21 protein-coding genes are annotated in these 25,924 nt (G+C 70.2%); 4 read left to right on the forward strand and 17 right to left on the reverse strand.

The genetic code is table 11. The annotated features are described in order from the left end of the window. Positions 1-19: 19 nt before the first annotated feature. The 8 genes from guaB to FS770_RS03005 form a co-directional block, all read right to left on the reverse strand. Entirely contained in the window at positions 20-1,516 is a 1,497-nt protein-coding gene (gene guaB / locus FS770_RS02970) for an IMP dehydrogenase (RefSeq protein ID WP_094395213.1), read from the reverse strand. A 236-nt stretch (positions 1,517-1,752) separates the two neighbouring features. After that, a complete protein-coding gene (locus tag FS770_RS02975) occupies positions 1,753-3,855 on the reverse strand; it encodes an acyltransferase family protein (RefSeq protein WP_145009813.1) in 2,103 nt (700 codons plus the stop codon). Positions 3,856-4,085: 230 nt separating this feature from the next. After that, on the reverse strand, positions 4,086-5,669 hold the full coding sequence (gene groL / locus FS770_RS02980; protein ID WP_144941844.1) for a chaperonin GroEL: 1,584 nt from the start codon (positions 5,667-5,669) through the stop codon (positions 4,086-4,088). A gap of 102 nt (positions 5,670-5,771) precedes the next feature. Next, positions 5,772-6,068, reverse strand: a complete 297-nt coding sequence (gene groES / locus FS770_RS02985; RefSeq protein ID WP_095798825.1) for a co-chaperone GroES — start codon at positions 6,066-6,068, stop codon at positions 5,772-5,774. Positions 6,069-6,336: 268 nt separating this feature from the next. Beyond that, the gene (locus FS770_RS02990) at positions 6,337-7,092 is read right to left on the reverse strand and encodes an iron ABC transporter ATP-binding protein (RefSeq protein ID WP_144941842.1); all 756 of its coding nucleotides are present in this window, start codon (positions 7,090-7,092) and stop codon (positions 6,337-6,339) included. Next, positions 7,089-8,150, reverse strand: coding sequence for an iron chelate uptake ABC transporter family permease subunit (locus FS770_RS02995; protein WP_145009816.1), 1,062 nt, complete (start codon positions 8,148-8,150; stop codon positions 7,089-7,091). Before FS770_RS02995 ends, FS770_RS02990 begins: the two co-directional genes overlap by 4 nt. Then, complete coding sequence (locus FS770_RS03000; protein WP_145010359.1) at positions 8,143-9,126, reverse strand: ABC transporter permease; 984 nt, start codon at positions 9,124-9,126, stop codon at positions 8,143-8,145. Before FS770_RS03000 ends, FS770_RS02995 begins: the two co-directional genes overlap by 8 nt. An 87-nt stretch (positions 9,127-9,213) precedes the next feature. Then, positions 9,214-10,197, reverse strand: a complete 984-nt coding sequence (locus FS770_RS03005; protein WP_145009819.1) for a siderophore ABC transporter substrate-binding protein — start codon at positions 10,195-10,197, stop codon at positions 9,214-9,216. Between the two features lie 160 nt (positions 10,198-10,357). Between FS770_RS03005 and FS770_RS03010 the strand changes: the two genes are divergently transcribed. Both FS770_RS03010 and FS770_RS03015 read left to right on the forward strand, forming a co-directional pair. Continuing rightward, complete coding sequence (locus FS770_RS03010) at positions 10,358-11,716, forward strand: THUMP-like domain-containing protein (RefSeq protein WP_145009822.1); 1,359 nt, start codon at positions 10,358-10,360, stop codon at positions 11,714-11,716. 97 nt (positions 11,717-11,813) lie between these two features. Next, a complete protein-coding gene (locus FS770_RS03015; RefSeq protein ID WP_145009825.1) occupies positions 11,814-12,959 on the forward strand; it encodes a glutamate--cysteine ligase in 1,146 nt (381 codons plus the stop codon). Positions 12,960-13,123: 164 nt separating this feature from the next. On the opposite strand, the gene tsaD is transcribed toward FS770_RS03015, so the two are convergent. The 6 genes from tsaD to alr all read right to left on the reverse strand — a co-directional run bounded on the left by tsaD (position 13,124) and on the right by alr (position 19,880). Beyond that, positions 13,124-14,206, reverse strand: coding sequence for a tRNA (adenosine(37)-N6)-threonylcarbamoyltransferase complex transferase subunit TsaD (gene tsaD, locus FS770_RS03020; RefSeq protein ID WP_144941832.1), 1,083 nt, complete (start codon positions 14,204-14,206; stop codon positions 13,124-13,126). Beyond that, positions 14,193-14,669 (reverse strand): ribosomal protein S18-alanine N-acetyltransferase, encoded by a 477-nt coding sequence (rimI, locus tag FS770_RS03025; protein WP_145010362.1) that lies wholly within the window; start codon positions 14,667-14,669, stop codon positions 14,193-14,195. The genes tsaD and rimI overlap by 14 nt, the downstream gene beginning before the upstream one ends. A gap of 62 nt (positions 14,670-14,731) precedes the next feature. Beyond that, entirely contained in the window at positions 14,732-15,418 is a 687-nt protein-coding gene (gene tsaB, locus FS770_RS03030; RefSeq protein ID WP_145009828.1) for a tRNA (adenosine(37)-N6)-threonylcarbamoyltransferase complex dimerization subunit type 1 TsaB, read from the reverse strand. A 9-nt stretch (positions 15,419-15,427) separates the two neighbouring features. Further along, complete coding sequence (locus FS770_RS03035) at positions 15,428-16,867, reverse strand: MFS transporter (RefSeq protein WP_244944711.1); 1,440 nt, start codon at positions 16,865-16,867, stop codon at positions 15,428-15,430. A gap of 144 nt (positions 16,868-17,011) precedes the next feature. Continuing rightward, on the reverse strand, positions 17,012-17,728 hold the full coding sequence (deoD, locus tag FS770_RS03040) for a purine-nucleoside phosphorylase (protein ID WP_145009831.1): 717 nt from the start codon (positions 17,726-17,728) through the stop codon (positions 17,012-17,014). 181 nt (positions 17,729-17,909) lie between these two features. Then, positions 17,910-19,880, reverse strand: a complete 1,971-nt coding sequence (gene alr, locus FS770_RS03045) for an alanine racemase (RefSeq protein WP_145010365.1) — start codon at positions 19,878-19,880, stop codon at positions 17,910-17,912. Between the two features lie 109 nt (positions 19,881-19,989). Between alr and FS770_RS03050 the strand changes: the two genes are divergently transcribed. Both FS770_RS03050 and FS770_RS03055 read left to right on the forward strand, forming a co-directional pair. Continuing rightward, the gene (locus FS770_RS03050) at positions 19,990-21,279 is read left to right on the forward strand and encodes a glycosyltransferase (RefSeq protein WP_244944712.1); all 1,290 of its coding nucleotides are present in this window, start codon (positions 19,990-19,992) and stop codon (positions 21,277-21,279) included. 10 nt (positions 21,280-21,289) lie between these two features. Next, entirely contained in the window at positions 21,290-22,087 is a 798-nt protein-coding gene (locus FS770_RS03055; RefSeq protein ID WP_144941828.1) for a phosphatase, read from the forward strand. 108 nt (positions 22,088-22,195) lie between these two features. On the opposite strand, the gene FS770_RS03060 is transcribed toward FS770_RS03055, so the two are convergent. The 3 genes from FS770_RS03060 to treZ all read right to left on the reverse strand — a co-directional run bounded on the left by FS770_RS03060 (position 22,196) and on the right by treZ (position 25,922). Next, entirely contained in the window at positions 22,196-22,915 is a 720-nt protein-coding gene (locus FS770_RS03060; RefSeq protein ID WP_145009834.1) for a LysE family translocator, read from the reverse strand. Further along, positions 22,912-24,003 (reverse strand): L-glyceraldehyde 3-phosphate reductase, encoded by a 1,092-nt coding sequence (mgrA, locus tag FS770_RS03065; RefSeq protein ID WP_145009837.1) that lies wholly within the window; start codon positions 24,001-24,003, stop codon positions 22,912-22,914. The genes FS770_RS03060 and mgrA overlap by 4 nt, the downstream gene beginning before the upstream one ends. Positions 24,004-24,101: 98 nt before the next feature. Further along, the gene (treZ, locus tag FS770_RS03070; RefSeq protein WP_145009840.1) at positions 24,102-25,922 is read right to left on the reverse strand and encodes a malto-oligosyltrehalose trehalohydrolase; all 1,821 of its coding nucleotides are present in this window, start codon (positions 25,920-25,922) and stop codon (positions 24,102-24,104) included. Between the last annotated feature and the right edge of the window lie 2 nt (positions 25,923-25,924).

A 25,924-nucleotide genomic window follows, 5' to 3' on the forward strand; every position in this document is an offset into this window, starting at 1 on the left:
GGGATGGGTGCGGCGCGGATCAGCGCTTGTAGTTGGGGGCTTCCACCGTCATGGTGATGTCGTGCGGGTGGGACTCCTTGAGCCCCGCCGGCGTGATCCGCACGAAGCGGCCCTTCTGCTTGAGTTCCGTGACGGTGTGCGCGCCCACGTAGAACATGGTCTGGCGCAGCCCGCCGTCCAGCTGGTGCAGTACCGAGGCGAGGGGGCCGCGGTACGGGACCTGGCCCTCGATGCCTTCCGGGATGAGCTTCTGGTCGTCCGAGACGTCCGCCTGGAAGTAGCGGTCCTTGGAGTAGGAGGTGTTCTTGCCGCGGGACTGCATGGCGCCCAGCGAGCCCATGCCGCGGTAGGCCTTGAACTGTTTACCCGCTACAAACACGAGCTCCCCCGGGGACTCGTCGCAGCCCGCGAGCAGCGAGCCCAGCATCACGGAGTCAGCACCGGCCACCAGCGCCTTGCCGATGTCGCCGGAGAACTGCAGCCCGCCGTCGGCGATCAGCGGCACACCGGCCGGGATCGTGACCTGTGCAGCCTCGTTGATCGCGGTGATCTGGGGGACGCCCACGCCGGCGATGATGCGGGTGGTGCAGATGGAGCCGGGGCCCACGCCCACCTTGACGGCGTCCGCGCCCGCGTCCACGAGGGCCTGCGCGCCAGCCCGGGTGGCCGCCTGGCCGCCGATCACGTCCACGTGCGCCGCCGCGGGCTCCTTCTTGAGCCGGGCAATCATCTCGAGCACGCCCTGCGAGTGGCCGTTGGCGGTGTCGATGAACAGCGCATCCACACCGGCGTCCACCAGCGTCATGGCACGCTCGAAGCCGTCACCGAAGAAGCCCACGGCCGCACCCACTCGCAGCCGGCCCTCGTCGTCCTTGGTGGCCAGCGGGTACTGCTCCGCCTTGGTGAAGTCCTTGACGGTGATCAGCCCGGTGAGCCGGTCCTGCTCGTCCACCAGCGGCAGCTTCTCGATCTTGTGCTTCGCGAGCAGGGCGTGGGCCTCGTCCTTGCTCATGCCCACCTTGCCGGTGACGAGCGGCATGGGGGTCATGACGTTTCGCACCAGGCGGGTCTCGAAGTCGCTCTCCGGCAGGTAACGGGTGTCGCGGTTCGTGATGATGCCCAGCAGCTTCTGGTTCTCGTCCACCACGGGCAGGCCAGAGACCTTGAAGTAGCCGCACAACCGGTCCAGCTCGGCGAGCGTGGCGTCCGGGGAGACCGTCACGGGGTTGGTGATCATCCCGGACTCGCTGCGCTTGACGCGGTCCACGTGGTCCGCCTGGTCCTGGATGGACAGGTTGCGGTGGATCACGCCGATCCCGCCCTGGCGCGCCATGGAGATGGCCATCGCGGACTCGGTCACGGTGTCCATGGCCGCCGAGAGCACGGGGGCCTGCAGCGTGATCCTGCGCGACAGGCGCGTCGTCGTGGAGGCCTCCGACGGGATCACGTCCGTGTTGCCGGGCAGCAGCAGCACGTCGTCGTAGGTCAGTCCGGTGAATCCGAACGGGTCGTCCATCAGTGCCGTGGGCACGGGTTCAGCCACGAGTAGTCCCTTTCGCGCGAGAATGTCGCCACCAGTCTACGGCGCGGCTCCGACGCGCCCCCCGCCCGTTCGCCGCGGGTCGCAGGCTCCGGGCAGGGCCTGGGACCACGGCGTCGTACCGTGCGCGGGCCGCGGAGCGGACGACGTCACACCGCGTGCCGACGCCGTGCGGTCACCCCGGTGCGTGACGGCCGACCCGCGCGGGGCCCTCACCCCGTGGCACCGGTCCCGACGGCCGCGACGAGCTGGTCCCGCAGCAGCGGCGCCATGGTGCGCGTGTACTCCCAGGTGAGGTGGTGGGAGTCGATCCACAGGGCCACGTTGCCGATCACCGGCGCGCACACACCCTGCGGACAGATCAGAGGAGTGGGGTCGATCCCGGCGAACCCGGGGATCGAGTCCAGGGACTGGGCGGGGTTCTCCGCCGCCAGCACGGCGTCGGCGGAGACCCTGCAGGACTCGTCGTCGCGGCCCTTCTCGGCCACGCACCGGGTGGGGTCGAAGTCCAGGCGGGGGTTGTCGCGGAATCCGACCACGGTGGTCCCCTGGGCGGTGAGCTCCCGTGTCAGGGCGTCGAGGCCGCTCACCACGCGCTCTGCCGGGCCGTCCGTGAGCTCCGCGCGCGTGGAGGTGGTCAGCACGGCATCTGGCTTCAGCTCCCGCAGGTAGTCCATGGCGGCCTCGTTGCCGTCCTTGCACGTGCTCGACTGCCCCTCCACGCCGAACCCGCACCCGGGCTGCAGGACGGAGATCAGCTGCCAGTTCTCCTCCTGCGCCACGGGGATCACGGCGCCCATGTACTGCTCCATGTGGGAGTTGCCGACGACGGCCACCACCTTGGTCGGGTTCTCCACCTTCTCGGTCTGGCGGCAGAATCCCTGGGCCTTCTTGTTCGCGCTCTTGTACTCACCGTCGCAGGCCTGCGGCAGGCCCACCCACTGGTCCTTCATGGATGCGGGCAGCGCGGGGGCATCCGGGTCCCCTGCGAACGCGTAGCCCGGCTCGAGGACCCGTGCGCCGGGGTTGTTCAGCTCGGCCTGCGCCTGGAGCTGCGCGGTGCGGTGGCGCTCGACGACGGACCACGTGCCAGCGGCGACCAGCACCGTGCCCATGCACACCACGATCACCAGCGCGAGCCGCCAGTTCTTCGCCTCCGGCCACTTCCACCGCTTGAGCGGGTTCTCCACGAGCTTCGTCAGGAGCAGTGCCAGCAGAACGGACACGACCACGATCACCACGCCGGAGCGCGGCCCGGCCACCGGCCGGTCCCGGACCACCAGATAGGTGATCAGCAGGGGCCAGTGCACGAGGTACAGAGCGTAGGCGGCGTCGCCCAGCTTCACCACCGGGGCCCAGGAGAGGAACCGGTCGAGCCCGAGGGCCGAACCGGACTGTCCCGCAACGATGATCGCTGCGGCGGAGAGCAGTGGCCACAAGGCAATCCAGCCCGGGAACGCGCCCTGCACGTCCACGAGGATCCCCACCGACACCATGCTCACCAGTCCGCCCCACCCCAGGACCAGCCGCACCGCACGGGGAAGTTTCACGTAGGGAATGGCGAGCGCCACCAGGGACCCCAGGGCGAACTCCCACAGCCGGGCCCTGGTGTCGAAGTACGCGAACTCCTGGTGCGCGGCCGTGGAGAGCACCGAGAAGGCCAGCGAGGACGCGAACACCAGCCCGAAGCACGCGGCCAGAACGGGGACGCTGCTGTGTCCCGTCCGGCGCTTGACCAGCCACGCCAGGCCGAAGATCAGCGGCCACAGCAGGAAGACCTGCCCCTGGACCGAGAGGGACCAGAAGTGCTGGAACGGCGAGGCCGAGGAGTGGTCCGCCGCGTAGTAGTCCACCGCGTTGAAGGCGAGCGTCCAGTTCTCGAAGTACAGGATCGAGGCCACGCCCTGGAAGCGGAAGTCCGCCACGTCCTGCGCGGGGTACAGCCACCACACGAGGAACAGTGTGGCCAGGATGACCACGGTCGCCAGCGGCAGCAGCCGCTTGAAGGTGTGCAGCCAGTAGCGGCCCAGCGCCAGAGGACGCCCGCCCTCGAGCTTGCGGACGAACGAGAGGGTCATGAAGAACGCGGAGATGAACAGGAAGATGTCCACACCACCCGAGACCCGGCCCATGAACACGTGGTAGAGGACCACCAGCACGACCGCCACGGCACGCAGTCCCTGCACCTCCGGGCGGAACCCGGAGTACCGCTGCACCCGTTGCGCGGAGGAGGATCCGGCAGCCCACCGGGGAAGCTGCCCCACCGGAAGCGGGGATGAACCGGCAATGGGATCCAAGGCTGGGGAAATGCGCATCCGGTCAGCCTAAACGCAACGGGGCGCACCGATCACATCGCACCCGGTTCCGCCCCGACCCGTCTCCGTGGGGGGGCAGCGCGCACGGGCTGCGGGTTGAGCCACCCGGTCGCGCGGGGGCAGAGGTCGAGCACCGTCGCCGGTGGCAGTACCACAAATGGCCGGCGGCCCACCCCTCGAAAGGGGTGGGCCGCCGGCCATTCGGCGATTTCCGGAAGGATCGGGAGGACTCAGTCCTCGTCGTCCTGCTTCTCCGCCACGAGCGTCTCGGTGGTGAGCACGAGCGCGGCGATGGACGCCGCGTTCTGCAGGGCGGAACGCGTGACCTTGACGGGGTCGATGATGCCCGCCGACAGCAGGTCCTCGTACTCCCCGGTCAGTGCGTTGTAGCCGTTGCCCGGCTCCATGTCCGCGACGCGGGCGGCCACGACGTTGCCGTCCTGGCCCGCGTTCTCCGCGATCCAGCGCAGCGGCTGGACCAGGGCGCGGCGCACGATGTTCACGGCGGTGGCGGCGTCCCCGCTGAGGCCGAGGTCCGTGCCGTCGAGCGTCTTGGAGGCGTGGACCAGGGCGGAGCCGCCGCCAGCCACGATGCCCTCTTCGAGCGCGGCACGCGTGGAGGACACCGCGTCCTCGATGCGGTGCTTGCGCTCCTTCTGCTCCACCTCGGTGGCGGCGCCGACCTTGATCACGGAGATGCCGCCGGCCAGGCGCGCGAGTCGCTCCTGGAGCTTCTCGCGGTCCCACTCGGAGTCCGTGCGGGCGATCTCCGCGCGGATCTCGGCCACGCGATCCGCGACGGCCTCGGAGGACCCGGCGCCGTCCACGAGCGTGGTCTGGTTCTTGGTGACCGTGATGCGGCGGGCACTGCCCAGCTGGGTCAGGTCCACGCCGTCGAGGGAGATGCCGAGCTCCGGGGTGATCACGGTGGCGTCCGTGAGCACCGCGAGGTCCTGCATGATCGCCTTGCGGCGGTCACCGAACCCGGGGGCCTTCAGGGCCACGACGTCCAGCGTGCCGCGCAGCTTGTTGACCACCAGGGTGGACAGGGCCTCACCCTCGACGTCCTCCGCGATGATGGTCAGCGGCTTCTTGGCCTGCAGCACCTTCTCCAGCACCGGCATGAGGTCCTGGATGGCGGAGATCTTTCCCTGGTACAGCAGTACGTAGGTGTCGTCCAGGACGGCTTCCTGGCGCTCCTGGTCCGTGATGAAGGACGGCGAGAGGTAGCCCTTGTCGAACTGCATGCCCTCGGTGACGTCCAGCTCCACCTCGGTGGAGGAGCCGTCCTCGATGGTGATGACGCCGTCCGTGCCCACGGTCTCGAAGGCGCGGGCGATCAGCTCGCCGATCTCCTCGGACTGCGCGGAGATGGCCGCCACGTGGGCCACGTCCTTGCCCTCGACTGGGCGGGCGTTGTCGAGCAGACGCTCGGACACGGCGGCCACCGCGGCCTCGACCCCGCGCTTGATGTCGCCCGGGGCGGCACCGGCGGCCACGTTGCGCAGACCCTCCTTGACGATGGCCTGGGCCAGCACGGTGGCGGTGGTGGTGCCGTCGCCGGCGACGTCGTTGGTCTTGGTGGCGACCTCCTTGGCCAGCTGCGCGCCGAGGTTCTCGTAGGGGTCCTCGAGCTCCACCTCACGGGCGATGGTCACGCCGTCGTTGGTGATGGTGGGCGCGCCCCACTTCTTGTCGAGGACGACGTTGCGGCCACGGGGGCCGAGGGTGACCTTGACGGTGTCCGCGAGGCGGTTGACGCCTGCCTCGAGCGCTTTGCGAGCGGTGTCGTTGAACACCAACTGCTTGGGCATGTGTGCTCCTTGGGAGAGAGAGGGAGAGGAAATGACGGCGCGGTGCCCGCGCTGCCCGTGCGGGCGGAAGCTCGGGCACCGCGCTCGAAAGACGTGGGGTGGTTACTTTTCGATGACGGCCAGCACGTCGCGCGCCGGGAGCACGAGGTACTCCTCGCCGTTGTACTTGACCTCGGTTCCGCCGTACTTGGAGAAGATGACCAGGTCACCCTCCTTGACGTCTACGGGGATGCGGTTTCCCTTGTCGTCCACGCGGCCCGGGCCCACGGCAAGGACGGTGCCCTCCTGGGGCTTCTCCTTGGCGGTGTCCGGGATGACCAGACCGGAAGCGGTGGTCTGTTCAGCGGCCAGCGGCTGAACCACGATGCGATCCTCGAGGGGCTTGATGGAGACCGACACGATCTCTCCCTTTCTTCTAGGCGTGTGAGACGGTGTGCGCCCGCGCGGTGTCGTGGGGTCCCACGACGGCGAGCGCCACAGGCCAGTTGGCGTGCCAACCGTCGTCGCGGTGCCGATTGAGCGCCTGGCCTTTTAGCACCCTCACTACGAGAGTGCCAACAATCACTGTAGGGAGGCCGCCCGCGCCCGGTCAAGGCGGCGCCGCGCCGCTCCCCTGTGGGCTGAAAGCTGGCCGACCCCGCCGCTCGCGCGGTTGCGCGCACGGGTCTCAGTAGTAGACCGCGAGCCTGCCGCTGGGCCCGTCGTGGCACGTCACCGGGGTCTCGAAGACCCGGGTGAGGGTCTCGTCCGTCATGATCTCCTCGGGCGTCCCGAACTCCACGACCTTGCCCTCCTTCACGGCGCAGATCCAGTCCGAGTAGTGGCTCGCGAAGTTGACGTCGTGCAGCACTATCAGCACGGTGCGCCCCAGCTCGTCCGCTACACGACGCAGGTGGTGCATCATGTGCACCGAGTGGCGCATGTCCAGATTGTTGAGCGGTTCGTCGAGCAGCAGGTAGTCGGTCTCCTGGCACAGCACCATGGCCACGTAGGCGCGCTGGCGCTGGCCACCGGAGAGCTGGTCGAGGTAGCGGTTCTGCAGGGAGCCGAGGTCGAAGAACTCGATGGACTCGGAGATGATCCGCTCGTCCTCCCGGTTGATGCGTCCCCGCGTGTAGGGGAAGCGGCCGAGCGCCACCAGCTGGCGGACCGTGAGGCGCGCGGTGAAGTGGTTCTCCTGACGCAGCGTGGAGACCACCGTGGCCAGTTTGCGAGGGTGCGTCGTCGTCACGTCGTGACCGCCGATCACCACGGTCCCGGCATCCGGGCCCAGCAGCCGGCCCATCATCGTCAGCAGCGTGGACTTGCCCGCCCCGTTGGGCCCCACCAGCGCGGTGACTCCCCCGGGCGGGATCTCGAGGTCCACCGGCCCGATGGACGTCCCGGACCCGTAGTCCTTGAACAGCTTGCCCAGCTGGATCACAGCCGACCCCTCCTCAGGATCACCACGAGGAACACGGTGCCACCCACCAGTTCGATGATGATGGACACCGCCCCCTCTGCGTAGAACACGTTCTTCAACAGGAAATAGGCGCCCGCGAGCACCGCGAAGCCGATCAGCACGGCCATGGGGAACACGTACCGATGGTCGTAGGTGTCCGAGAACTGGTAGGCGAGGATCGCCACCAGGAAGCCCAGGAACGTCATGGGCCCGATCAGGGACGTGGAGACGGCCATCAGGACGGAGACCCAGAACAGCGTGAGCATCAGTTCCCTGCGGTGCTTCAGGCCGAGGTTCGTGGTGACGTCCTTGCCCAGCGACAGGATGTTGAGCTTGCGCGAGTGCAGGTACAGGGCCACGGTCGCGAGGGCGCACAGGGGCACGGCGAGCGGGAAGTAGCTCGCGTCCGCGTTGGACACCGAGCCGAACAGCCGCGCGCTGAGCACGTCGAAGTCGCTCGGGGCGAGCAGCCGCTGCATGAACGTGGAAACGGAGCCCAGGCCACCGCCCAGCACGATGCCGATCAGCAGCATGATCTGCACGTTGCCGTACTTACCGGAGAGCAGCCAGCCGTAGAGTCCCAGCGCGAAGAGCACCATGAGGCCCACCTGCATCGCGTACTGCGGCAGGCCCTGGATCGCGGTGACGCCGACGGCTCCCAGGAAGTAGACGACGGAGGTCTGGATCAGGACGTAGAGGGACTCGAACCCCATGATCGACGGTGTGATGATCCGGTTGTTAGCGGCCGTCTGGAACGCCACCGTGGCCATGGCCTGGCTCACCGCCACGATCGCGATCACCACCACGCTCGTGGCACGGGACTCGGCGATGCGCCAGAAGCCCCTGGTGCCGAACGGCAGGGGGTTGTCCCACGCGAGGATTCCGAGGCAGAAGGCCAGACCCACAAGCAGCAGGCAGACCAGGGCGATCCAGTAGCGTCGCCGGTGGGCCGGGGAGATGAAGGCCGCGAAGCCCTCGCGGGCGGTGTCGTGGTGCAGTGCGGGGGGCACCGCGGCGTCGTGCGTGGCGGTGTCAGGCATGGCGGCGGCTCCGGAGCAGCAGGGCGATGAACACCGCGGCGCCCACGACCCCCAGGATCAGGGAGACGGGCACCTCGAACGGCATGATGATCGTGCGCCCGATCAGGTCGCACACCGTGACCAGCCCAACACCCAGCAGGCACACCCACGGGAGGTTGGAGCGCAGGTCGTCGCCGCGGAAGAGGGAGACGACGTTGGGGACGATCAGTCCCAAAAACGGCAGGTTGCCCACGACCACGGTGACCACGCCGGTGGCCACGGCCACGAGCCCGGTGCCCGCCAGGATGATCCGGTTGTAGTTCAGACCCACGTTGGTGGCGACGTCCTCGCCGAGCCCGGCCACGGTGAGCCGGTCTGCGGTGATGAACACCAGCACCGCCACGACGGCGACGATCCACAGTGCCTCGTACTGGCCCTTGAGCACAGAGGTGAAGCTGCCCGCGAACCAGACACCCAGGTTCTGCAGCCGGTCCGTGACGAGCGCCAGGTAGGTGGAGATGGACCCGACCACCGCACCGAGCATGATGCCCACGATCGGCACGATCAGCGACGAGCGCAGGGTGACTCTGCGCAGGAACGCGAAGAAGACCATGGTGCCCAGGAACGCGGCGATGATCGCACCGACCATGCGCACGGTCAGGGACGCGTCCGGGAAGAGGATCATCATGACCAGCAGCCCCAGCCCGGCCCACTCGGTGGTGCCCGTGGTCGTGGGCTCCACGAACCGGTTCTGGGTCAGCAGCTGCATGACCAGTCCGGACATGGCCATGGCTGCGCCGGCCAGGACGAGGGCGATCGTGCGCGGGATGCGGGTCAGCGCGAGGAAACGGCTGCCGCCGCCCCCGTCGCCGAGGTCCGCGACCCCCGTGACAATCGAGAGAACGAGCAGCCCCGCCACCGCGAGCAGCGCCAACCAGAACTTCCAGTCGCGCAGCGCCCCCGGGGCGGCGGTCGTGCGTCGGGCCGTGGAGACCATCACCTGTGCGCTTTCCTCACTCGTGGCGGCGCCCCGCGAGGACGTTCCCGCGGGGCACCGTTGACGACATTCCTGGGCGGAGTGCGGTCAGTTCTTCTGGCTCTCCAGCTTGTCGGCGATCTCGTTGAGGATCTCCGTGTAGGTCTGGATGCCCTCGTTCGTGTAGGTGTCCTCCGGCAGGTACACGACGTTGCCGTTCTTCACAGCGGGGACGTCCTTGAGTGCCTCGGACTTCTCGATCACCTCGGACGCGGGGGTAGCGTCCTTCGAAGAGCTGATGGCCGCGTCGCGGTCCATCACGATGAGCAGTTCGGGCTTCGCCTTGGCGATGGCCTCGACGGAGATGTCGTCACCCTGGTGGTCGTCGGAGCCCTCCACCTCGAGGGCCGACTTCAGACCGACCATGTCGAACAGCGGGCCGATCGTGCGACCGGTCTTGGGGACCACGTACCCGATGTCGCCGCCGGAGACGATCAGGCCCATGGCGGACTGGTCCTTGTAGGCGTCCTTGGCTCGCTGCTCAGCCTTGTCGAGGTCGTCGTTGAGCTTCTCGGCGTCGTCGGTCTTCTGGAAGACCTCACCCAGCGCGGAGACCTGGCGCTTGAGCTCGGAGTCGAGGGGCTGGTCGTCGCGCGGATCCAGGTCGAGCATCGCGGCGTCCGGGACGAGCTTCTTGATGTCGTCGTAGTGTTGCGAGAAGCGCTGGCCGTTGATGACCAGGTCCGGGTCCACACCCGCGATGGCCTCGAGGTCCGGCTCGCGGTGCGATCCGAGATCCACGATGCTGTCGTCGTCCTTGTACGCGATCGTCTCCGGGATCAGGGTCTTCGGCGCAGCCTTGAGCTGCACGCCCCAGTCCGAGAGGGTCTCGAACACGCGGTTGTCCGTGGCGACCACGGAGCTGGGCGGGGAATCGACGGTCTGCTCACCCTTGTCGTCCTGGATCGTGACCGTGGAAGCGGCGGCACTGGCGGAGGATTCCGAGGAGGAGCCGCCTGAGCCGCACCCGACCAGCGCGAGGGACGCCACCGCGCACAGGGCGATCCCGGGGAACAGTCGGTTGGAAGACATGAATGTACTCGCAATCTCGTGGCGTCGTCTGGTGCAGGCGGCCAGCCATAAGGTGAGCCTAACCTAAATAAAGGCTGAAAATCCAGTGTGGATCCTCCCGTGTCCTGCGGCTCCCCGGGTTGCATCACCGTGTTCTGCCCGCGCGTGGTGTGATGGAACGGTGAACACCTCCCCCGCACCCCAGGACCCCGAGGCGGCGGGTCTGGCCCGGCTGCTGACCCCCGAGGGGCTACGCCTGCTGGATGAGCTCGGCCCCTACGACCCCGCTGCATCCCTGACAGTCAGCGAGTCCCTGCGCGCCCGCGGCCACTCCCCCGAGCTGGTCTCGGCCGCGCTCACCCAGTCGCGGCTGCGCGCGAAGGCACAGGCCAAGTTCGGGGCCTATGCACGGCACATGGTCTTCACGCGCGACGGCGTGGAGCAGGCCACCCGCTGGTCCGTGGCCGCCCTGCACGCGCAGCGCTTTGCGCAGGCCGGGATCGAGCACGTGGTCGATCTGGGCTGCGGGGTCGGTGCGGACTCGCTGGCACTGGCGGCCCTGGACCGCACGGTCACCGCAGTGGAGCGGGATCCGCTCACCGCCGCCGTGGCCACCGTCAACCTCACCGGATGGGACCGGGTCCGCGTGCTGTGCACTGACGCCGAGTCCCTCGACCTCTCTTCCTTGGAGGCGGGCCCCGCCGACGGCGTGTGGCTCGACCCCGCACGCCGGGTCACGGGCTCCGGGAGCACCCGCAGGATCTTCGACCCCGAGGCGTTCTCCCCGCCCCTGTCCTTCGTGACCGGTCTGGCCGCCGACGGCCTCGCGGTGGGCGCGAAGATCGGCCCGGGCATTCCGCACGAGCACGTGCCCGCGGATGCAGAGGCGCAGTGGATCTCCGACCGCGGGGACGTGGTCGAGGCGGTGCTGTGGTTCAACGCAGTGCGCCGCCCGACGGTGGCCCGCGCGGCACTCGTGCTGGGCCGCGGAGGCGGCGCAACGGCGTCGTCGGCCCCCGGGAGCACGGCCCTCGAAAGCACGGCGCACGAGACTGGCGACACGGAACCCGCCGAGACGGCGGAGAACGCGCCGGCCGCGGCGGAACTGACCTCCGCGTCCTGGCAGTCCCCGGCCCCGGAGGGCAAACTGCTGGGGCCCGTGGGCCGCTACCTCTACGAGCCCGACGGCGCCGTGATCCGCGCGGGGCTCGTCACGGACCTGGCCCAGCACCTGGGCGCGCACCTCGTCCACCCCGCCATCGCCTACCTGAGCTCGGACACGCTCGTGGAGACCCCGCTGGCCCGGGCGTACGAGGTCCGGGAGGTGCTCCCCCACACCGTGAAGGTTCTCAAGAGGTGGGTGCGGGAGCACGACGTGGGCACCCTGGAGATCAAGAAACGCGGCACGGACGTCACACCCGAGCAGCTGCGCCGGCAGCTCGCACCACGCGGTTGCGGGCGTGCGACGCTGGTGATGACACGGCTGCATGATGCCGGGACGGAACGCCGCGTGGTGCTCGCCGTGCACCCCGTAAACTGATGCTCCCTGTGCTGCAGTGACGGGCGGGGCCCGGGGACGGCGTCCCCGGGTACGGTCACGACCGCCGTTTCCGGCGCACCCACGAGAGGACCACGCCGTGCACATTGATTTCCACAGCTCAGACCGCTCCACCCTCGGCGTGGAGTGGGAGGTCGCCCTCGTGGAGCGCGCCACGGGCGAACTCGCCCCGCGCGCGGACGAGGTCCTCGAAGCAGTGACAGCCGAGCATCCCGAGCTCGGTGAGGAGGGGGACCACCCACGGGTCACGGGCGAGTTCCTTCAGAACACCGTGGAGATGGTCACAGGGATCAGCGAGACCGTCGGGGAGGCCGTGACGGACCTGGCCAGCACGCAGGACCTGATCCGCGAGGTCACCGACCCCCGCTCGCTCGAGATCTTCGGTGCGGGAACCCACCCGTTCTCCGACTGGACCCAGCAGCCGGTGGTGGACAAGGAGCGCTACTACAAGGTGCTCGACCGCGCCCAGTACTGGGGCCGCCAGATGGTGATCTTCGGCCTGCACGTGCACGTGGGCATCAACCACCGGGACAAGGCGCTGCCCGTGCTGGACGGACTCATGAACTACTACCCGCACCTGCTGGCGCTGTCCGCGAACTCACCGTACTGGAACGGCCACGACACCGGCTACGCGTCCCACCGCGCCCTGATCTTCCAGCAGCTCTCCACGGCGGGGCTGCCCTTCCACTTCGACACCTGGGAGGAGTACGAGTCCTACGTGGGGGACCTGGTGGCCACCGGTGTGATCGAGGAGATCTCCGAGAACCGCTGGGACATCCGCCCCGTCCCCCGCTTCGGCACCGTGGAGATGCGCGTGTGCGATGGCCCCTCCACTCTGCGCGAGGTGGGGGCGCTCGCCGCTCTCACGCAGTGCCTCGTGGAGTCCTTCTCCCGCGCCCTGGACCGCGGGGAGCCCATCCCCGTGATGCCCCCGTGGCACCACCAGGAGAACAAGTGGCGCGCCGCCCGCTACGGGCTCGACGCGATCGTGGTGAAGGACGCCCAGAACCACGAGCGGCTCGTGACCGAGGACCTCACGGAGCTGCTCGGGAAGCTCGAGCCGCTGGCCCGGGAGCTCGACTGCGCGGACGAGCTCGCCCACGTGGAGACCATGATGAACGGCGCCACCGGCTACCAGCGCCAGCGCCGCGTGGCCCAGGAGAACGGCGGGGACCTGCGCGCCGTGGTCATGGACATCGTGGAGCGCAACCGCACCACGCGCTGAGCCGGGGACGACGCCGCACGGCCGGTTGCCCGGTGCACTGGCCGGTTCGTGGTCGGACCGGTTCGCGGTCGGTCTGCTTCCCGACCGGTCCTGCCGGCGGCGGCTGCGGAGGTCCGGATTCGCCTGCCCGGGTCCGTCGTCGCGGCACAGATGGACCGGCCCGTTCAGCTCGCGGCGGGCACGGCCACCGTGGTCACGGGCAGGCCGGGATCCGCGGTGAATCCGATCCCCGTGGGTGCCACGCCCCGGGAGACGAGCCGCGCACCGAGGGCGGCCACCATCGCACCGTTGTCCGTGCACAGGGACAGCGGCGGAACCACGACCGTGATCCCGTGGCGTGAGCAGCGCTCGGTGACGAGTTCCCGCAGCCGCGAGTTCGCGGCCACTCCCCCGCCCATGAGCAGCGTGGTGATCCCGTGCTCGGTGCAGGCCAGCACCGTCTTGCGCGAGATCACGTCCACCACGGACTCCTGGAAGCTCGCGGCCACGTCCGCCACGGGAACGGGCTGGCGCGCGGCCTGGAACGTCTCGACCACGCGCGCGACCGCGGTCTTCAACCCCGAGAAGGACATGTCGTAGCGGTGCGGTCCGGGTTTCTCGACAGAGCCCATGTACTTGCCGGCGGTGAGGCCGCGAGGGAACGCAAAGGCGCGAGGATCGCCGTCGACGGCCGCGGCGTCGATGGCCGGCCCGCCCGGGTAGGCGAGCCCGAGCAGCCGCGCGACCTTGTCGTAGGCCTCGCCCGCGGCGTCGTCGATCGTGGAGCCCAGCAGCCGCACGTCGCTCGTGATGCTCTCCACGGCCAGGATCTCCGTGTGTCCGCCCGAGACGAGCAGGGCCCCCAGGTGCTCGGGCAGCTCGCCGCCGTCCCCCAGCAGCCCGACCCCCACGTGGGCGACCAGGTGGTTGATCGCGTACAGGGGCTTGCCCGTGGCGACCGCCAGGGCCTTCGCCGCCGCCACGCCCACCATGAGCGCGCCGGCGAGTCCGGGCCCGGAGGTCACGGCGATCGCATCGACCTCGGCGAGGCTCACCTCCGCCTCCGCGAGCGCCGCGCGGACGGTGGGCACGAAGGCCTCGAGGTGCGCTCGGGAGGCGATCTCCGGGATGACCCCGCCGAAGCGCACGTGCTGCTCCATGGAGGAGGAGACCGTGTTGGTCAACAGTTCGGTGCCGCGCACGATGCCCGCACCGGTCTCGTCGCACGAGGACTCGATGCCCAGAACCAGTGGCTCAGTGGTGTTCATGGATGGTCCTTCCGTCCGCGCTGCGCTCCGCCGGGCCCGCGGGCGCCAGCTCGCAGCGCATGATCAGCGCGTCGTGGCCCGGGCCGTAGTAGTGGGCGCGGGTGTGGATGTGGTGGTAGCCGAAGCGGCGGTACAGCGCCTGGGCCCGAGGGTTGTCCGCGCGGACCTCGAGCATCATGTCGGTGGCCCCCTCAGCCACGGCGGCCTCGTGGAGCACGCGCAGAAGCGTGGCGCCGAGCCCCCTGCCCTCGTGGGCGGGTACCACCGCGATGGTCTGCACGTCCGCCACGGGCGGTATGCACATCATTCCGGCGTAGCCCACGATCTCCCGGTCCCGTGTCACCACCCAGTAGCGGCGGGTGGGGTGGGCGAGCTCCTCGCGGAACATCTGCGCGGGCCACGCATCCTCGGGGAACAGCTCGGTCTCCAGCGCGTGGACGGTCTCCAGGTCCCCCGGTTGCATGGGCCGCAGAGCGTAGCCACGGGGCAGCGACGACGCCGCGGCCACCACGGGCTCGCGCGCCGTCACGACGTCGCCCGCTTGGGCGCCCCGGGGACCCTGGCATCAGACTCGCGCAGGTAGAGGGGGGTGGTGTCCGTGCTCAGCGCGCCGCCGCGGCTCGTGAGCGCCCAGGCGGCGCGGGCGAGGTCCGCCGCGCTCGGGGCGACATCCGTGCCCTGCGCGGCCAGCCGGGGAACACGGTCCGGGTAGAGGCCCGCGCCGGAGCCGTAGCAGGGCATCCCGGGGAGGTCTTCGGGCGCCGCAACCCCGGGCTCCCCCGCGGGCACGGCCTCCGGGCGGTCGTGCGACCCGGTGAGCCGGTAGCGGCGGAAGTACAGCTCCTTGCGGCGAGCGTCCGTGGCCACCACGAACTCGGGCTCCCCCGCCTCGAGCGCGAGGGGCACCACGTGGTGGGCCACGGCGTCGAGCGAGCAGAGCCCGTACACGGGCAGGTTCCACGCGAAGCCGAGGGCGCGGGCGCTCACCAGCCCGGCCCGCAGGCCGGTGAACGGTCCTGGGCCGATGCCCACGAGAATGCCGTCGAGGTCCTCACCGGTGAGCCCGGTCCGCGCCATGAGATCCTGCACCGCCGGGGCCAGGGCCTCGGCGTGCGAGCGGGTGTCGGTGGTGTCGAAGCGTTCGAGCACCTCACCGTCCCGGGCCAGCGCCACGGACGCGGTCGACGAGGAATCCAGACTCAGCACAAGCACCCGGACAGTCTAAGCCCGCGCGGAGAGGCCCCTCCGCGCGCACCCGGTCGGGGCGGCGAAGGGGCCTCTCAGGCCGGGTACGGCTACTGCTGCGCGGTCAGTCGCTCGGCGGCCTTCGCGTTGTTCCGCTCGATCAGACCGAACAGCACGCGGTAGACCACCAGACCCACGAGGGTGACGCCCCACCAGGAACCACAGGATGGTGGAGAAGTAGTCCCCCTGGGCGGAACCGCCCACGCTCAGCCCCGCGAACCAGGTGGGCTTCGAGGACATCAGCATCGCCGTGTAGGCCACCCCGATCGGGAAGGCCACGTTGATCACGAGGTTGTAGAAGCCCACGGCCACGCCGGACTTCGCCGCGGGCATGAGCAGCAGCGCGCTGGACATCAGCGGTGCGTAGAGCAGGCCGAAGCCCACCGAGAACATGGCCATCGCCACCACCATGGCCACCACGGACACGTTGATGAACACCCCGGCCACCGCGAGCGCGAGCGCGAGCAGGCACAGCGCCAGGGTCACGGCCTGCCTGGAGTCCAGCCGTCGGCTCACCGCACCGGACATCGCCGCCGTGGACGCGCCCAGCACGTAGCCGGGAATGGTGAGCAGCGAGACCTTGTCCATGGCCATGCCGTGCACTCCGTGGATCGCGAAGGCGAACAGGAACACGAATGCCAGGTTGACCGAGTAGATGATGAACACGATCACCAGGGCGCTGATGTACGGCCGGTTGGTGAAGAAGGAGGCGTCGACGAGCGCACGGGAGTTGGTGCGCACGTGGTGCACGAACAGCACGGTGGCCACCACCACGGGGATCCACCACCACCACGTGAAGTCCTGCATGAACATGATCAGCCCGGTGGCGATGACACCCACCAGGAACAGTCCGTACACGTCCACGCCGGAGCTCGTGTGCTCGACATCGTCCGGCACGCGGGTCCTGATGAACGGCAGGGAGAGCACGATCAGCAGCGGGATCAGGAACATCCACGTCCAGGACACGTACGTCGCCAGGAAGCCCGAGACCAGCGTGCCGATGAGCGAGGCGAGCTGGAAGGACATGTTGGAGAAGCCCAGGTACTTCTTCAGCTCCACGCCCTGGAAGTGCTTGGTCACGTAGACCACGTAGAGGGTCTCCGCAGCGGCGAGGCCTGCCGTCTGGACCACCCGGCCCACGAGCACCACGCCGAAGGACGCGGATCCCACGAAGCCGATCACGGAGCCCACCACGATCAGCCCGAGGCTCAGGTACAGCAGCTTGCGAATGGCCACGGAGTCCGCGAGCGCGGAGTAGACCACGGCACCAATGCCGATCAGCACGCCCGTGAGGGTGGCCTGCAGGCTCACGGTGGACTCGCTCAGGGACAGCGCCGCGGCCATGGGCTGGGACGTGAACTTGAAGCCCTGGTCCACCACCAGGCAGAAGATGAACAGGAACAGCAGGACGGGCACGGCGCGGATTCACGCCTGTCGTGGGGCGACCCGCCGCGGCGGGCGTGCCGTTGGCGGGGACTGCGGCCGCCGGGGTCGAGGCGGCGCTCTCGGGACCGGCGCCCGACGCGAGGTCCGGAGTCTTCTCGGGGTGATTCATCTCGTTCACAGCTCCGTCACCGTTGCGGCCAGCTCGATCATCTGCGCGAAGCCCGTCTGGCGCTGCTCTGGCGTCATCTTCTCGTGAGTCACCAGGTTGTCCGAGACCGTGAACATCGCCAGGGCCTCAACGCCGGCCGCGGCCGCGTTGGCGTAGAGCCCCGCGGTCTCCATCTCCACGGCGAGCACACCCATTCGCGCCCACCGTGTGGTGGTGTCGTCCTGCGCGTGGTAGAAGGTGTCCGAGGAGACCACGTTGCCCGCGTGGACGGGGATCCCCCGGTCCTCGGCGGCACGGTGCACGTGGTTCAGCAGCCGGAAGGATCCGGTGGGTGCCCACGTGCCGGGCAGGTCGAACTGCGCCAGGTAGGTGGAGTCGGTGGAGGCCGCCTGCGCGAGCACGAGGTCGTTGAGCGCCAGGTCCTCCGTGAGCCCCCCGCAGGAGCCGATGCGCACCAGCCTGGTGCAACCGAAAACGTGGATCAGCTCCCAGCTGTACAGCGCGATGGAGGGGATCCCCATCCCGGTGCCCATGACGGAGAGCTCTCGCCCCTGGTAGGTCCCGGTGTAGCCGAGCATGTTGCGCACGGAATTGAGCTGCACGACGTCCTCGAGGAACGTGTCGGCAATGAACTTCGCCCGCAGCGGGTCTCCGGGAAGCAGGATCGTCTCGGCGATCGGGGCGCCCTGCGGGTTGATGTGCGGTGTGGATGTCGCTGACAAGCGGTCCTCCTCGGGCCGGTCCGCGACGGGTCCGGCCGAGTTCGGGGCAACGACGACGCCGTCGGATCCCCTGGGGTCGCACCGTCTGCGGTGGGCGGTGGTGCTGCCCTCATTGTGGCACGTCAGGGGCGCGGAGAACTGCGCGGGCACGGGGCCGGAGCGCGGTGCGCCGCGGTCCGGTTCAGAGGTCCAGACGGTCCGACCACCGGGGCCCGTAGCCCCGCAGGATCAGGGTGCGCGGCTCGTCGCCGTCCTGCTCTTCCCCATCCCACTCGTCGGTGAGCGCCCGCAGCGCCTGCGCCACGGCCCCGTCCACGACGTCGCCGTCGTGGTCGCCCTCGACCTCGCCCCCATGCTGCTGGTAGGACAGTGCGGGCGCAGCCGGGTGCTCCCCCACCGCGGGCAGGACGCCCTGCGGCCGCACGAAGTCCACGACCAGCCGGGAGTCGCTGAGGTGCTCCACCTTGGAGGTGCCCCACTCGACCACCGTGACGCACGTGTCCAGCGTGTCCTCGAGGTCGATCGTGTCGATGTCCGCGGCGGTGTCCAGCCGGTAGGCGTCCACGTGCACGAGGTCCGGGCCGCCAGGGCGAGGACCGTCCGGGAGGTTGGGGTGGCGCCGGCTGAGCACGAACGTGGGCGAGATGATCCCCTCCCGCACGCCCAGGCCATGGCCCAGGCCCTGGGTGAAGGTTGTCTTGCCCGCCCCGAGCTCGCCGTTGAGCATCACGAGGTCCCCCGCGTGCAGGTGCGGAGCGAGCCGCTCGGCGATCCCCCGGGTGTCCTCGGCACCGCCCGGGTGCAGGGTGAGCGTCCAGTTGGGCTGCTCGAAGGCCTCCCCGCCCGAGACGCGCGTGGGGCGGGGGTCCTGCGGCAGGCTGTGGGCGGCCAGCGCGCTCGCGCTGCGGGAGACCGTCACGTCCCCCAGCGTCAGGTGGCTGTGGCTCGTGTACTCCCGGGGCACGCGCGGGGAGATCCGCGTGACCACCTCGTAGTTGATGGTTCCCGCGGCGTCCGCCCACTCGGTCACGGAGGGGTGGTCGCCCGCGCCGAAGAGCACGGCCTCGTCCCCCACGTGCACGAGCGGGTCCACGGCCTCGTCGACCACCGGCTGCCCCGCGGGCACGCCCTCCGGGGTGACCGTGCGCCCCAGTGCGAGGTCCACCACGCACTGGTCCATCGCGATCCGCCCCACCACGGGGTACACCCGGCCGCCGATGCGCACCGGGGCGCCCGTGGCCACGCGGGGCACGCCGTCCGCGTACCCCAGGGGAATCAGCGCCAGGTGCGTGTCCCTGGCGGTGCGGTAGCTCAGCCCGTAGGAGACGCCGCTGTCCCGGGGCACGGCCTTCACATTGGCCACGCGGGCGCGCAGCGTCATGGCGGGGATCAGCCCGAAGTCCTGGGGCGTGCGGTCCTCGAACGGGCTCAGGCCGTAGAGGCCCAGGCCCACGCGCACGGCGTCCCGGAGCATGGAGTCCGGGTCCGCGAGCTGCTCCGCGGAGAGCAGGCCGGGGGTGTTGGCTGCGTGCACGAGCGAGGGAGCGAGCCCGGCGCCGCGAGCAGTTCTCACCGCCTCGTTGAGGGCGTCGAGCTGCTCCTGCGTCTCGGGACGGCCCGGATCGTCCGCCACGGCAAGGTGGGTGAAGACCCCCTCCACGGTGAGCAGGCCCTCCTGCTGGGCGCGGGCCGCGCGCGCCACGAGCTCCGGCCACTGCTCGGGGGTGGCACCGTTGCGGCCGAGTCCCGAGTCGAGCTTCAGGTGCACCACCGCGGTGGTCCCGGTACGCCGGGCCGCCTGCAGCACGGCGTCGAACTCCCAGCCGCTCACCCCCAGGCGGACGTCCCGGTACAGCGCCTCGTCAAAGTCCGTGGACATCGTGTGCAGCCACGCGATCACGGGCGCGGTGATCCCCGCGTCGCGCAGCGCCACGGCTTCGGAGACGTGCGCCGTGCCCAGCATGTGCGCACCCGCGGCGAGCGCCGTGCGCGCCACCTCCGGCGCACCGTGGCCGTAGGCGTCCGCCTTGACCACCGCGATCAGTTTCCGGCCCCGGGCGAGCTGCGTGAGCCTCACCACGTTGTGCCACACGGCGGAGAGATCCACCACGGCACTGCGCTCGCTGGGTTCCTGGGGCTGCCACGACGTCATCACACTCACGCACCCCATTGTGCCCTGCCGTGACCGGACCGCATTCTTCGACCGCCCGTGCAACGGGCGACGACGCCGTGCCCGGACGGTGCGCCGGTAGGCTGGTCGCGTGCCCCACCCCGATCCGCGCCGCGTCCTGCTGCTCAGCATGCACACCTCTCCCGTGGACCAGCCCGGGTCCGGGGACGCCGGAGGGTTGAACGTCTACGTGTGGCACCTCGCGCGCGCCCTCGCCCAGGCGGGCTGGCGCGTGGACATGGCCACCCTGGACCGGGACCCGGCCCACGGCGCCGGAGTCCGGAGCGCCACGGTGGCGGACGGCGTGCGGCTGCTCACCGTGGCCCTGCCCGGTGCCGCGCGGACCCCCAAGTCCGGCCTGCCGGGGTTCGCTCCGCGGTTCGGCCGGGCGCTGGCCGCCCACTACGACCGCGATGGAGCCTCTCCGGATGTGCTGCACGCCCACTACTGGCTCTCCGGGGTCGCCGCGCTCGAGACCGCGGCAGTCCAGGCCGCACGTGGCAGGGACGTCCCCGTGGTGCTCACACTGCACACCTCCGCCGCTGCCAAGAACCTGCGCGCGGGGCCGGACGAGGTCCCCGAGCCCCGCGAGCGCGAGGACTCCGAGCGGGATCTCGTCGCCCGCGCCTGCCACACCATCGTGAACACACCCGCGGAGCGGGAGCAGGTCGTGGAGCTCTACGGCGCGCGGCCCGAGCGGGTGGTCGTGATCCCTCCGGGCGTGGACACCACCGTCTTCCACCCGGGCGCCGCCCATGCGGCCGCCGGCCCGTCGGAGCGGGGCTCGGACCGGGACTCCGCTGCTCGCGCCCACCCCTTCACCGTGCTGTGCGCCGGTCGGGTCCAGCCGCTGAAGGGCCAGCAGGTCCTCGTCCGCGCCCTGGGGCTGCTGCGGCGCGAGCACCCGGAGTCCCCGGTCCGGCTGGTCCTCGCGGGGGTGGGGGCGCCCGAGTTCCTGGACCGGCTGCACGAGCTTGCGGCAGAGGAGGGCGTGACGGACGCCGTGCAGTTCCTCGGCTCCCTGCCCCGCCCGGAGCTCGCAGGGCTCATGGGAGCGGTGGACGCCGTCGCCGTACCCTCCTCGTCCGAGACGTTCGGCCTCGTGGCCGTCGAGGCGCAGGCGTGCGGGACCCCCGTCATGGCCACGGACGTGGACGGGCTGCGCTACGCGGTGCGTGACGGCGAAACCGGTTGGCTCGTGCCCGGCCGGGACCCCGCGGACTGGGCGAGAGCCATGCACCGCGCGGCGAGCGAGCCGCGGCTCTGGGGGGCGATGTCCCCCGCCGCGCAGGCTCGCGCGCAGGAGCTGACCTGGGACGACGTCGCCGCGGCTCACGCCCGCACGTACCTCGCCTGTGCGCGGCCCGCTCCCAGCGCCTAAACTCCCACGTGTGACCACCGCGTACCTGAGCCGTGACGCCCTCGCCCGCTACCTGGACCGTTCCCGCATCACCGGGGCCGTCGCCACGCCCCGCGAGGCCAACCTCCGCAACATCCAGGGGTTCCTGGACGGGGACCAGCACCAGCACATGGGTGTGGTGCGCACCCGGGACTGGGACTGGGACTCCGTCTTCGAGCTCATGCGGGAGCGCGTGGGCATCAACGAGGACCCCTCCTACGCCGAGGGTCAGGACTCCATCTCCGCGCAGCTGTGCGTGGCCGCACTGGACTCGTACGCGGAGATCTTCAGCCAGGCCGTGCAGGGCCGCAAGCGCCTGCTCTTCGCCACCGGCCACCCCGCCGGGCTCGCACCCGTCTACGCCCGCCTCGCGCGCGTGGCCAGGGCCTCCGGCGCCCGCGTCATCCGCGTGGACGAGGCGTTGCCCTTCGAGGACGGGGACGTCCGGCAGGTCGAGGACGTCGTGATGGTCGAGCAGTACGGCGGCCTGCGCCACACCCATTTCCCCGATCCCATGCGCCTCGTGCTGGAGCACCTCGAGGAGCAGGGGCGCGAGGCCCCGGACCTCGTGGTCGCGGACCACGGCATGGCCGGTGAGGCCGGCTCCCGGGCGGGCCTGCCCGCCATCGCCATCGGCGACTGCAATGACCCCGGGGTCTTCGTCGCCGAGGCACAGGACCAGCTGCGGGTGGTCGTGCCCATGGACGACAACGTGGCGCCGCACCTCTACGACCCGCTCGTGGACTACGTCATCTCCCGCGCCGGACTCGCGGGCCAGGACAGGGCCTGAGCACCACCACGACGACGACGCCCGTTCCCCCTAGCACGGGGCGGGCGCCGTCGGCGTACGGGCACCGTCGTCGTATGGGTTTTGCGCGGCGGGGGCAACCGGGTCGGTTCACAGTGCGAGCAGCGCCTCCACGAGCAGCCCCGCGGCGACCACCAGGAACACGATGCCCGAGACCATCTCCACCTCGACGGTGCGCTCCCTGAAGAGACTGGCGAGCCGGGGAATCGAGCCGGCCCAGGCCACGGCCAGGAACCACACGAGTCCCACGGCCACGAGCAGGCCCAGCACCGCGAGGCCCTCCCACCACAGGATGTCCGAGGGGACCACGGAGCCGAAGAGTGCCACGAAGAACACCACCGCCTTGGCGTTGGCCAGGTTGGTGACCGTGCCCTGCGCCGCCGCGCGCCACGGTGTGAGGTCTGAGGTGCCCAGGAAGCCGACCGTTCGGCTCTGCTCCGCGAACTCCTCCTGCAGGGCGGCGTCCTCCGCGAGCATCGGATCCGTGGCGGCGTCCCCGGCACGCCCGCGCGCCGTACGCTCCGCCAGCCCGCCGCGCAGCGAACCGTAGCCCATCCGGGCGAGGAACAGGGCCCCGGCGATCTGCACGACCAGTTTGAGGACGTGGTTGCCGCTGATCAGCACCGTGACGCCCATGAGCGAGAGCGTGATCCACGTGGCGTTGCCCACCATGATCCCAAGAGCCGTGAACAGCGCGTTGCGCCGCGTGGAGAGGAAGGCGTTGCGCAGGATCAGGAAGATGTCCGGACCGGGGATCACGATCCCGGCGACCCACAGCCCGAGCAGAGCGGCGTACTGCGCGCCGCTCACGCGTGCTTGGACGCGGTGGCCGCACCCCAGATGTTGACGTCCGCGTCCGTGACGAGCTCGTCAATGCGACGCAGCTCGTCAGCGCTGAACTCCAGGTTGCGCACCGCGCGGGCAGAGTCCTCGAGCTGCCGGGCGGAGGACGCCCCCACGAGCGCGGACGTGACCTGCCCCTGCTCCTGCGGGCGGAGCACCCAAGCAATGGCCATCTGCGCGAGGGTCTGGTCCCGGTCCCGTGCCATCGAGTTCAGCTCGCGGACGCTCTCCAGAGTCTGCTGCGTCAACCACTCCGGGTTGAGCGAGGACTGCGCGGCGGCCCGCGAACCTTCCGGAACGCCATTGAGGTACTTGTCCGTGAGCATGCCCTGGGCCAGCGGGGAGAACGCAATGGAACCCATGCCGCACTCGGCGAGCGCCGCGAGCAGGTTCTTTCCGCCCGCCCCGGCCACGGGCTCCTCGACCCACCGGTTGAGCACGGAGTAGGAGGGCTGGTGGATCAGCAACGGCGTGCCCAGATCCCGCATGATGCGCTGGGCCTCCAGGGTGAGGTCCGCGCTGTAGGAGGACACGCCCACGTAGCTCGCCCTGCCCGAGCGCACGATGTGGTCCAGTGCCCGCATCGTCTCCTCGACCGGGGTCTCCTGGTCCGGACGGTGGTGGTAGAAGATGTCCACGCGGTCCAGGCCCATGCGCTGCAGGGACTGGTCCAGCGAGTCCACGAGGTACTTCCGCGATCCGCCCACGCCCCCGTACGGGCCCGGCCACATGTTCCAGCCGGCCTTGGAGGAAATGACGAGCTCCTGCCGGTAGCGGGCGAAGTCCTCGCGTATGATGCGCCCGAAGTTCAGCTCTGCGGAACCTGCCGGCGGACCGTAGTTGTTGGCGAGGTCGAAGTGCGTGATGCCAAGGTCGAAGGCACGGCGCAGCGTCTCGCGCATCCCCGCCACGGGCTTGTCGTCCCCGAAGTTGTGCCACAGCCCCAGGGAGATCGCGGGCAGCTTCAGCCCGGAGTCCCCCACGCGCCGGTACGGCATGGTCTCGTAGCGGTTCTCGGCCGCGGTCCACACGGAGCCCTCACCATATGTCAGCATGGCTCCCAGTGTGCCACTGCGGCGGCAGCCCCGTGCACAACGACGGCGCGCGGCCCCGGAAGGGTGCCACACCGCGTCCTCTGCGGGGCGCGGTCAGCTCAGACGCGCAGCACGGCCGCCGTCTCCGGGGCCAGCCGCACGGTGCCGTCCGCGCCCGGCTCGGGCTGCGCGCCGCTCGCGAAGAGCAGCTGCGGCTCGTCCCCGCCCATCAGCGGGAGGTTCCTCGGCTCGTCCGAGAGGTTGATGGCGACGACGACGCCGTGCACGGACTCGGGCTCGCTCATCCGCTTGAGCACGAACCACTGCTCGGAGTCACTCGCCTGGGTGGCCGCGGTTTCCCAGTTCTGGTCCGTCAGCTCGGGGGTCTCACCGCGCAGCGCGATCAGGTCCCGGTAGGCCCGCAGGATCCGCTCGTGGTCCCCGCGGTGCACCTCGTCCCAGTTCAGCTTGGAGCGCTCGAACGTCGCTGGGTCCTGGGGGTCCGGGACGGTGTCGTGGTCCCACGCCATCTGTGCGAACTCCGCCTTGCGGCCCTTCGCCACGGCCTCTCCCAGCTCCGGCTCGGGGTGCGCGGTGAAGAACTGCCAGGGGGTGCTCGCCCCGTACTCCTCCCCCATGAACAGCATGGGGGTGAAGGGCTGGGCCAGCAGCCACGTGGCGGCGGCGATCGCGCGGTCCACGCTCATGGACTGGTTCATGCGGTCGCCGGCTGCCCGGTTGCCCACCTGGTCGTGGTTCTGCAGGAACGTGACGAACTGGTAGGGGCGCTGCTCCACGGGGTCGATCTCCCGGCCGTGGGAGCGGCCGCGGAACGTGGAGTACGTCCCGTTGTGGAAGTACGCGGTGTGCATCGTCTTCTCGAGGGCGTGCAGGGACGCGAAGTCCCCGTAGTAGCCCTGGGTCTCGCCGGTGAACGCGGTGTGCGCGGCGTGGTGGACGTCGTCCAGCCACTGCGCGTCCATGCCCAGACCGTGGCGGTGCGTGGCCGCGATCATGCGGGGGTCGTTGAGGTCCGACTCCGCAATGGTCACCAGGTCCTTGCCGGTGCGCTGCGCCTCCTCGGCCACGCGCTCGGCGATCTCCTCGAGGATGTGTTTCGCGCTGGAGTCCGCGAGGGCGTGCACGGCATCCAGACGGAAGCCGTCCACGTGGTACTCGCGCAACCACATGGTCACGTTGTCCAAGATGTACTCGCGCACCCCGTCCGCGCCCCAGCCGTCCAGGTTGATGAGGTCTCCCCAGCTGGATGCCCCGGGCTTGAAGTAGTCCGCGAACAGGGGCAGGTAGTTCCCGCTCGGGCCCAGGTGGTTGTAGACCACGTCCTGGATCACGGACAGGCCCTTGGCGTGGCACGCGTCCACGAAGCGCTGGTAGGCCGCCGGTCCGCCGTAGGACTCGTCCACGGTGTACCAGGCGACGCCGTCGTAGCCCCAGTTGTGGTCCCCGTTGAAGCCGTTGACGGGCAGCAGCTCCACGCCGTTGACGCCCAGCGCCACCAGGTGGTCGAGACGCCCGATCGCCGAGTCCAGCGTGCCCTCGGGGGTGAACGTCCCCGGGTGCAGCTCGTAGAGCACGGAGTCCTTGAGCGGACGGGGCCGCCACTCGGCGTCGTGCCACTGGTACTCGTCCGGGTCGAACGTGCACGAGAGCTCGTGCACGCCCTGAGGCTGACGCCGCGAGCGCGGGTCCGGCAGCACCTGGGAGACCTGCGCGCGCTCCTCGGGGGTGCCCTCGTCGAAGACCTTGCCCAGGATGTAGCCGTAGCGCACGGTGCCCTGGGGGGCGGCGTCGTCGTCGGGCAGCGTCCACCAGCCGGGGCGCTGCGCGAGACCCACCATGGGGTGGTCCTCGCCCTCGATGCGGACGGTCACGGTGCGGGCGTGGGGTGCCCACACGTCGAAGCGGTGGTCTGAGCTCATGG

This window comes from Kocuria salsicia (assembly GCF_007681555.1).
In the GTDB taxonomy this organism is placed as follows: Bacteria; Actinomycetota; Actinomycetes; order Actinomycetales; family Micrococcaceae; genus Kocuria; species Kocuria salsicia.

Excerpts from the sequence above, each read along its gene's own strand:
- guaB (WP_094395213.1), bottom strand. The coding sequence starts at position 1,516 with ATGGACGACCCGTTCGGATTCACCGGACTGACCTACGACGACGTGCTG.
- FS770_RS02975 (WP_145009813.1), bottom strand. The coding sequence starts at position 3,855 with ATGCGCATTTCCCCAGCCTTGGATCCCATTGCCGGTTCATCCCCGCTT.
- groL (WP_144941844.1), bottom strand. The coding sequence starts at position 5,669 with ATGCCCAAGCAGTTGGTGTTCAACGACACCGCTCGCAAAGCGCTCGAG.
- FS770_RS02995 (WP_145009816.1), bottom strand. The coding sequence starts at position 8,150 with ATGCCTGACACCGCCACGCACGACGCCGCGGTGCCCCCCGCACTGCAC.
- FS770_RS03000 (WP_145010359.1), bottom strand. The coding sequence starts at position 9,126 with ATGGTCTCCACGGCCCGACGCACGACCGCCGCCCCGGGGGCGCTGCGC.
- FS770_RS03005 (WP_145009819.1), bottom strand. The coding sequence starts at position 10,197 with ATGTCTTCCAACCGACTGTTCCCCGGGATCGCCCTGTGCGCGGTGGCG.
- tsaD (WP_144941832.1), bottom strand. The coding sequence starts at position 14,206 with ATGAACACCACTGAGCCACTGGTTCTGGGCATCGAGTCCTCGTGCGAC.
- rimI (WP_145010362.1), bottom strand. The coding sequence starts at position 14,669 with ATGCAACCGGGGGACCTGGAGACCGTCCACGCGCTGGAGACCGAGCTG.
- alr (WP_145010365.1), bottom strand. The coding sequence starts at position 19,880 with ATGACGTCGTGGCAGCCCCAGGAACCCAGCGAGCGCAGTGCCGTGGTG.
- mgrA (WP_145009837.1), bottom strand. The coding sequence starts at position 24,003 with ATGCTGACATATGGTGAGGGCTCCGTGTGGACCGCGGCCGAGAACCGC.
- treZ (WP_145009840.1), bottom strand. The coding sequence starts at position 25,922 with ATGAGCTCAGACCACCGCTTCGACGTGTGGGCACCCCACGCCCGCACC.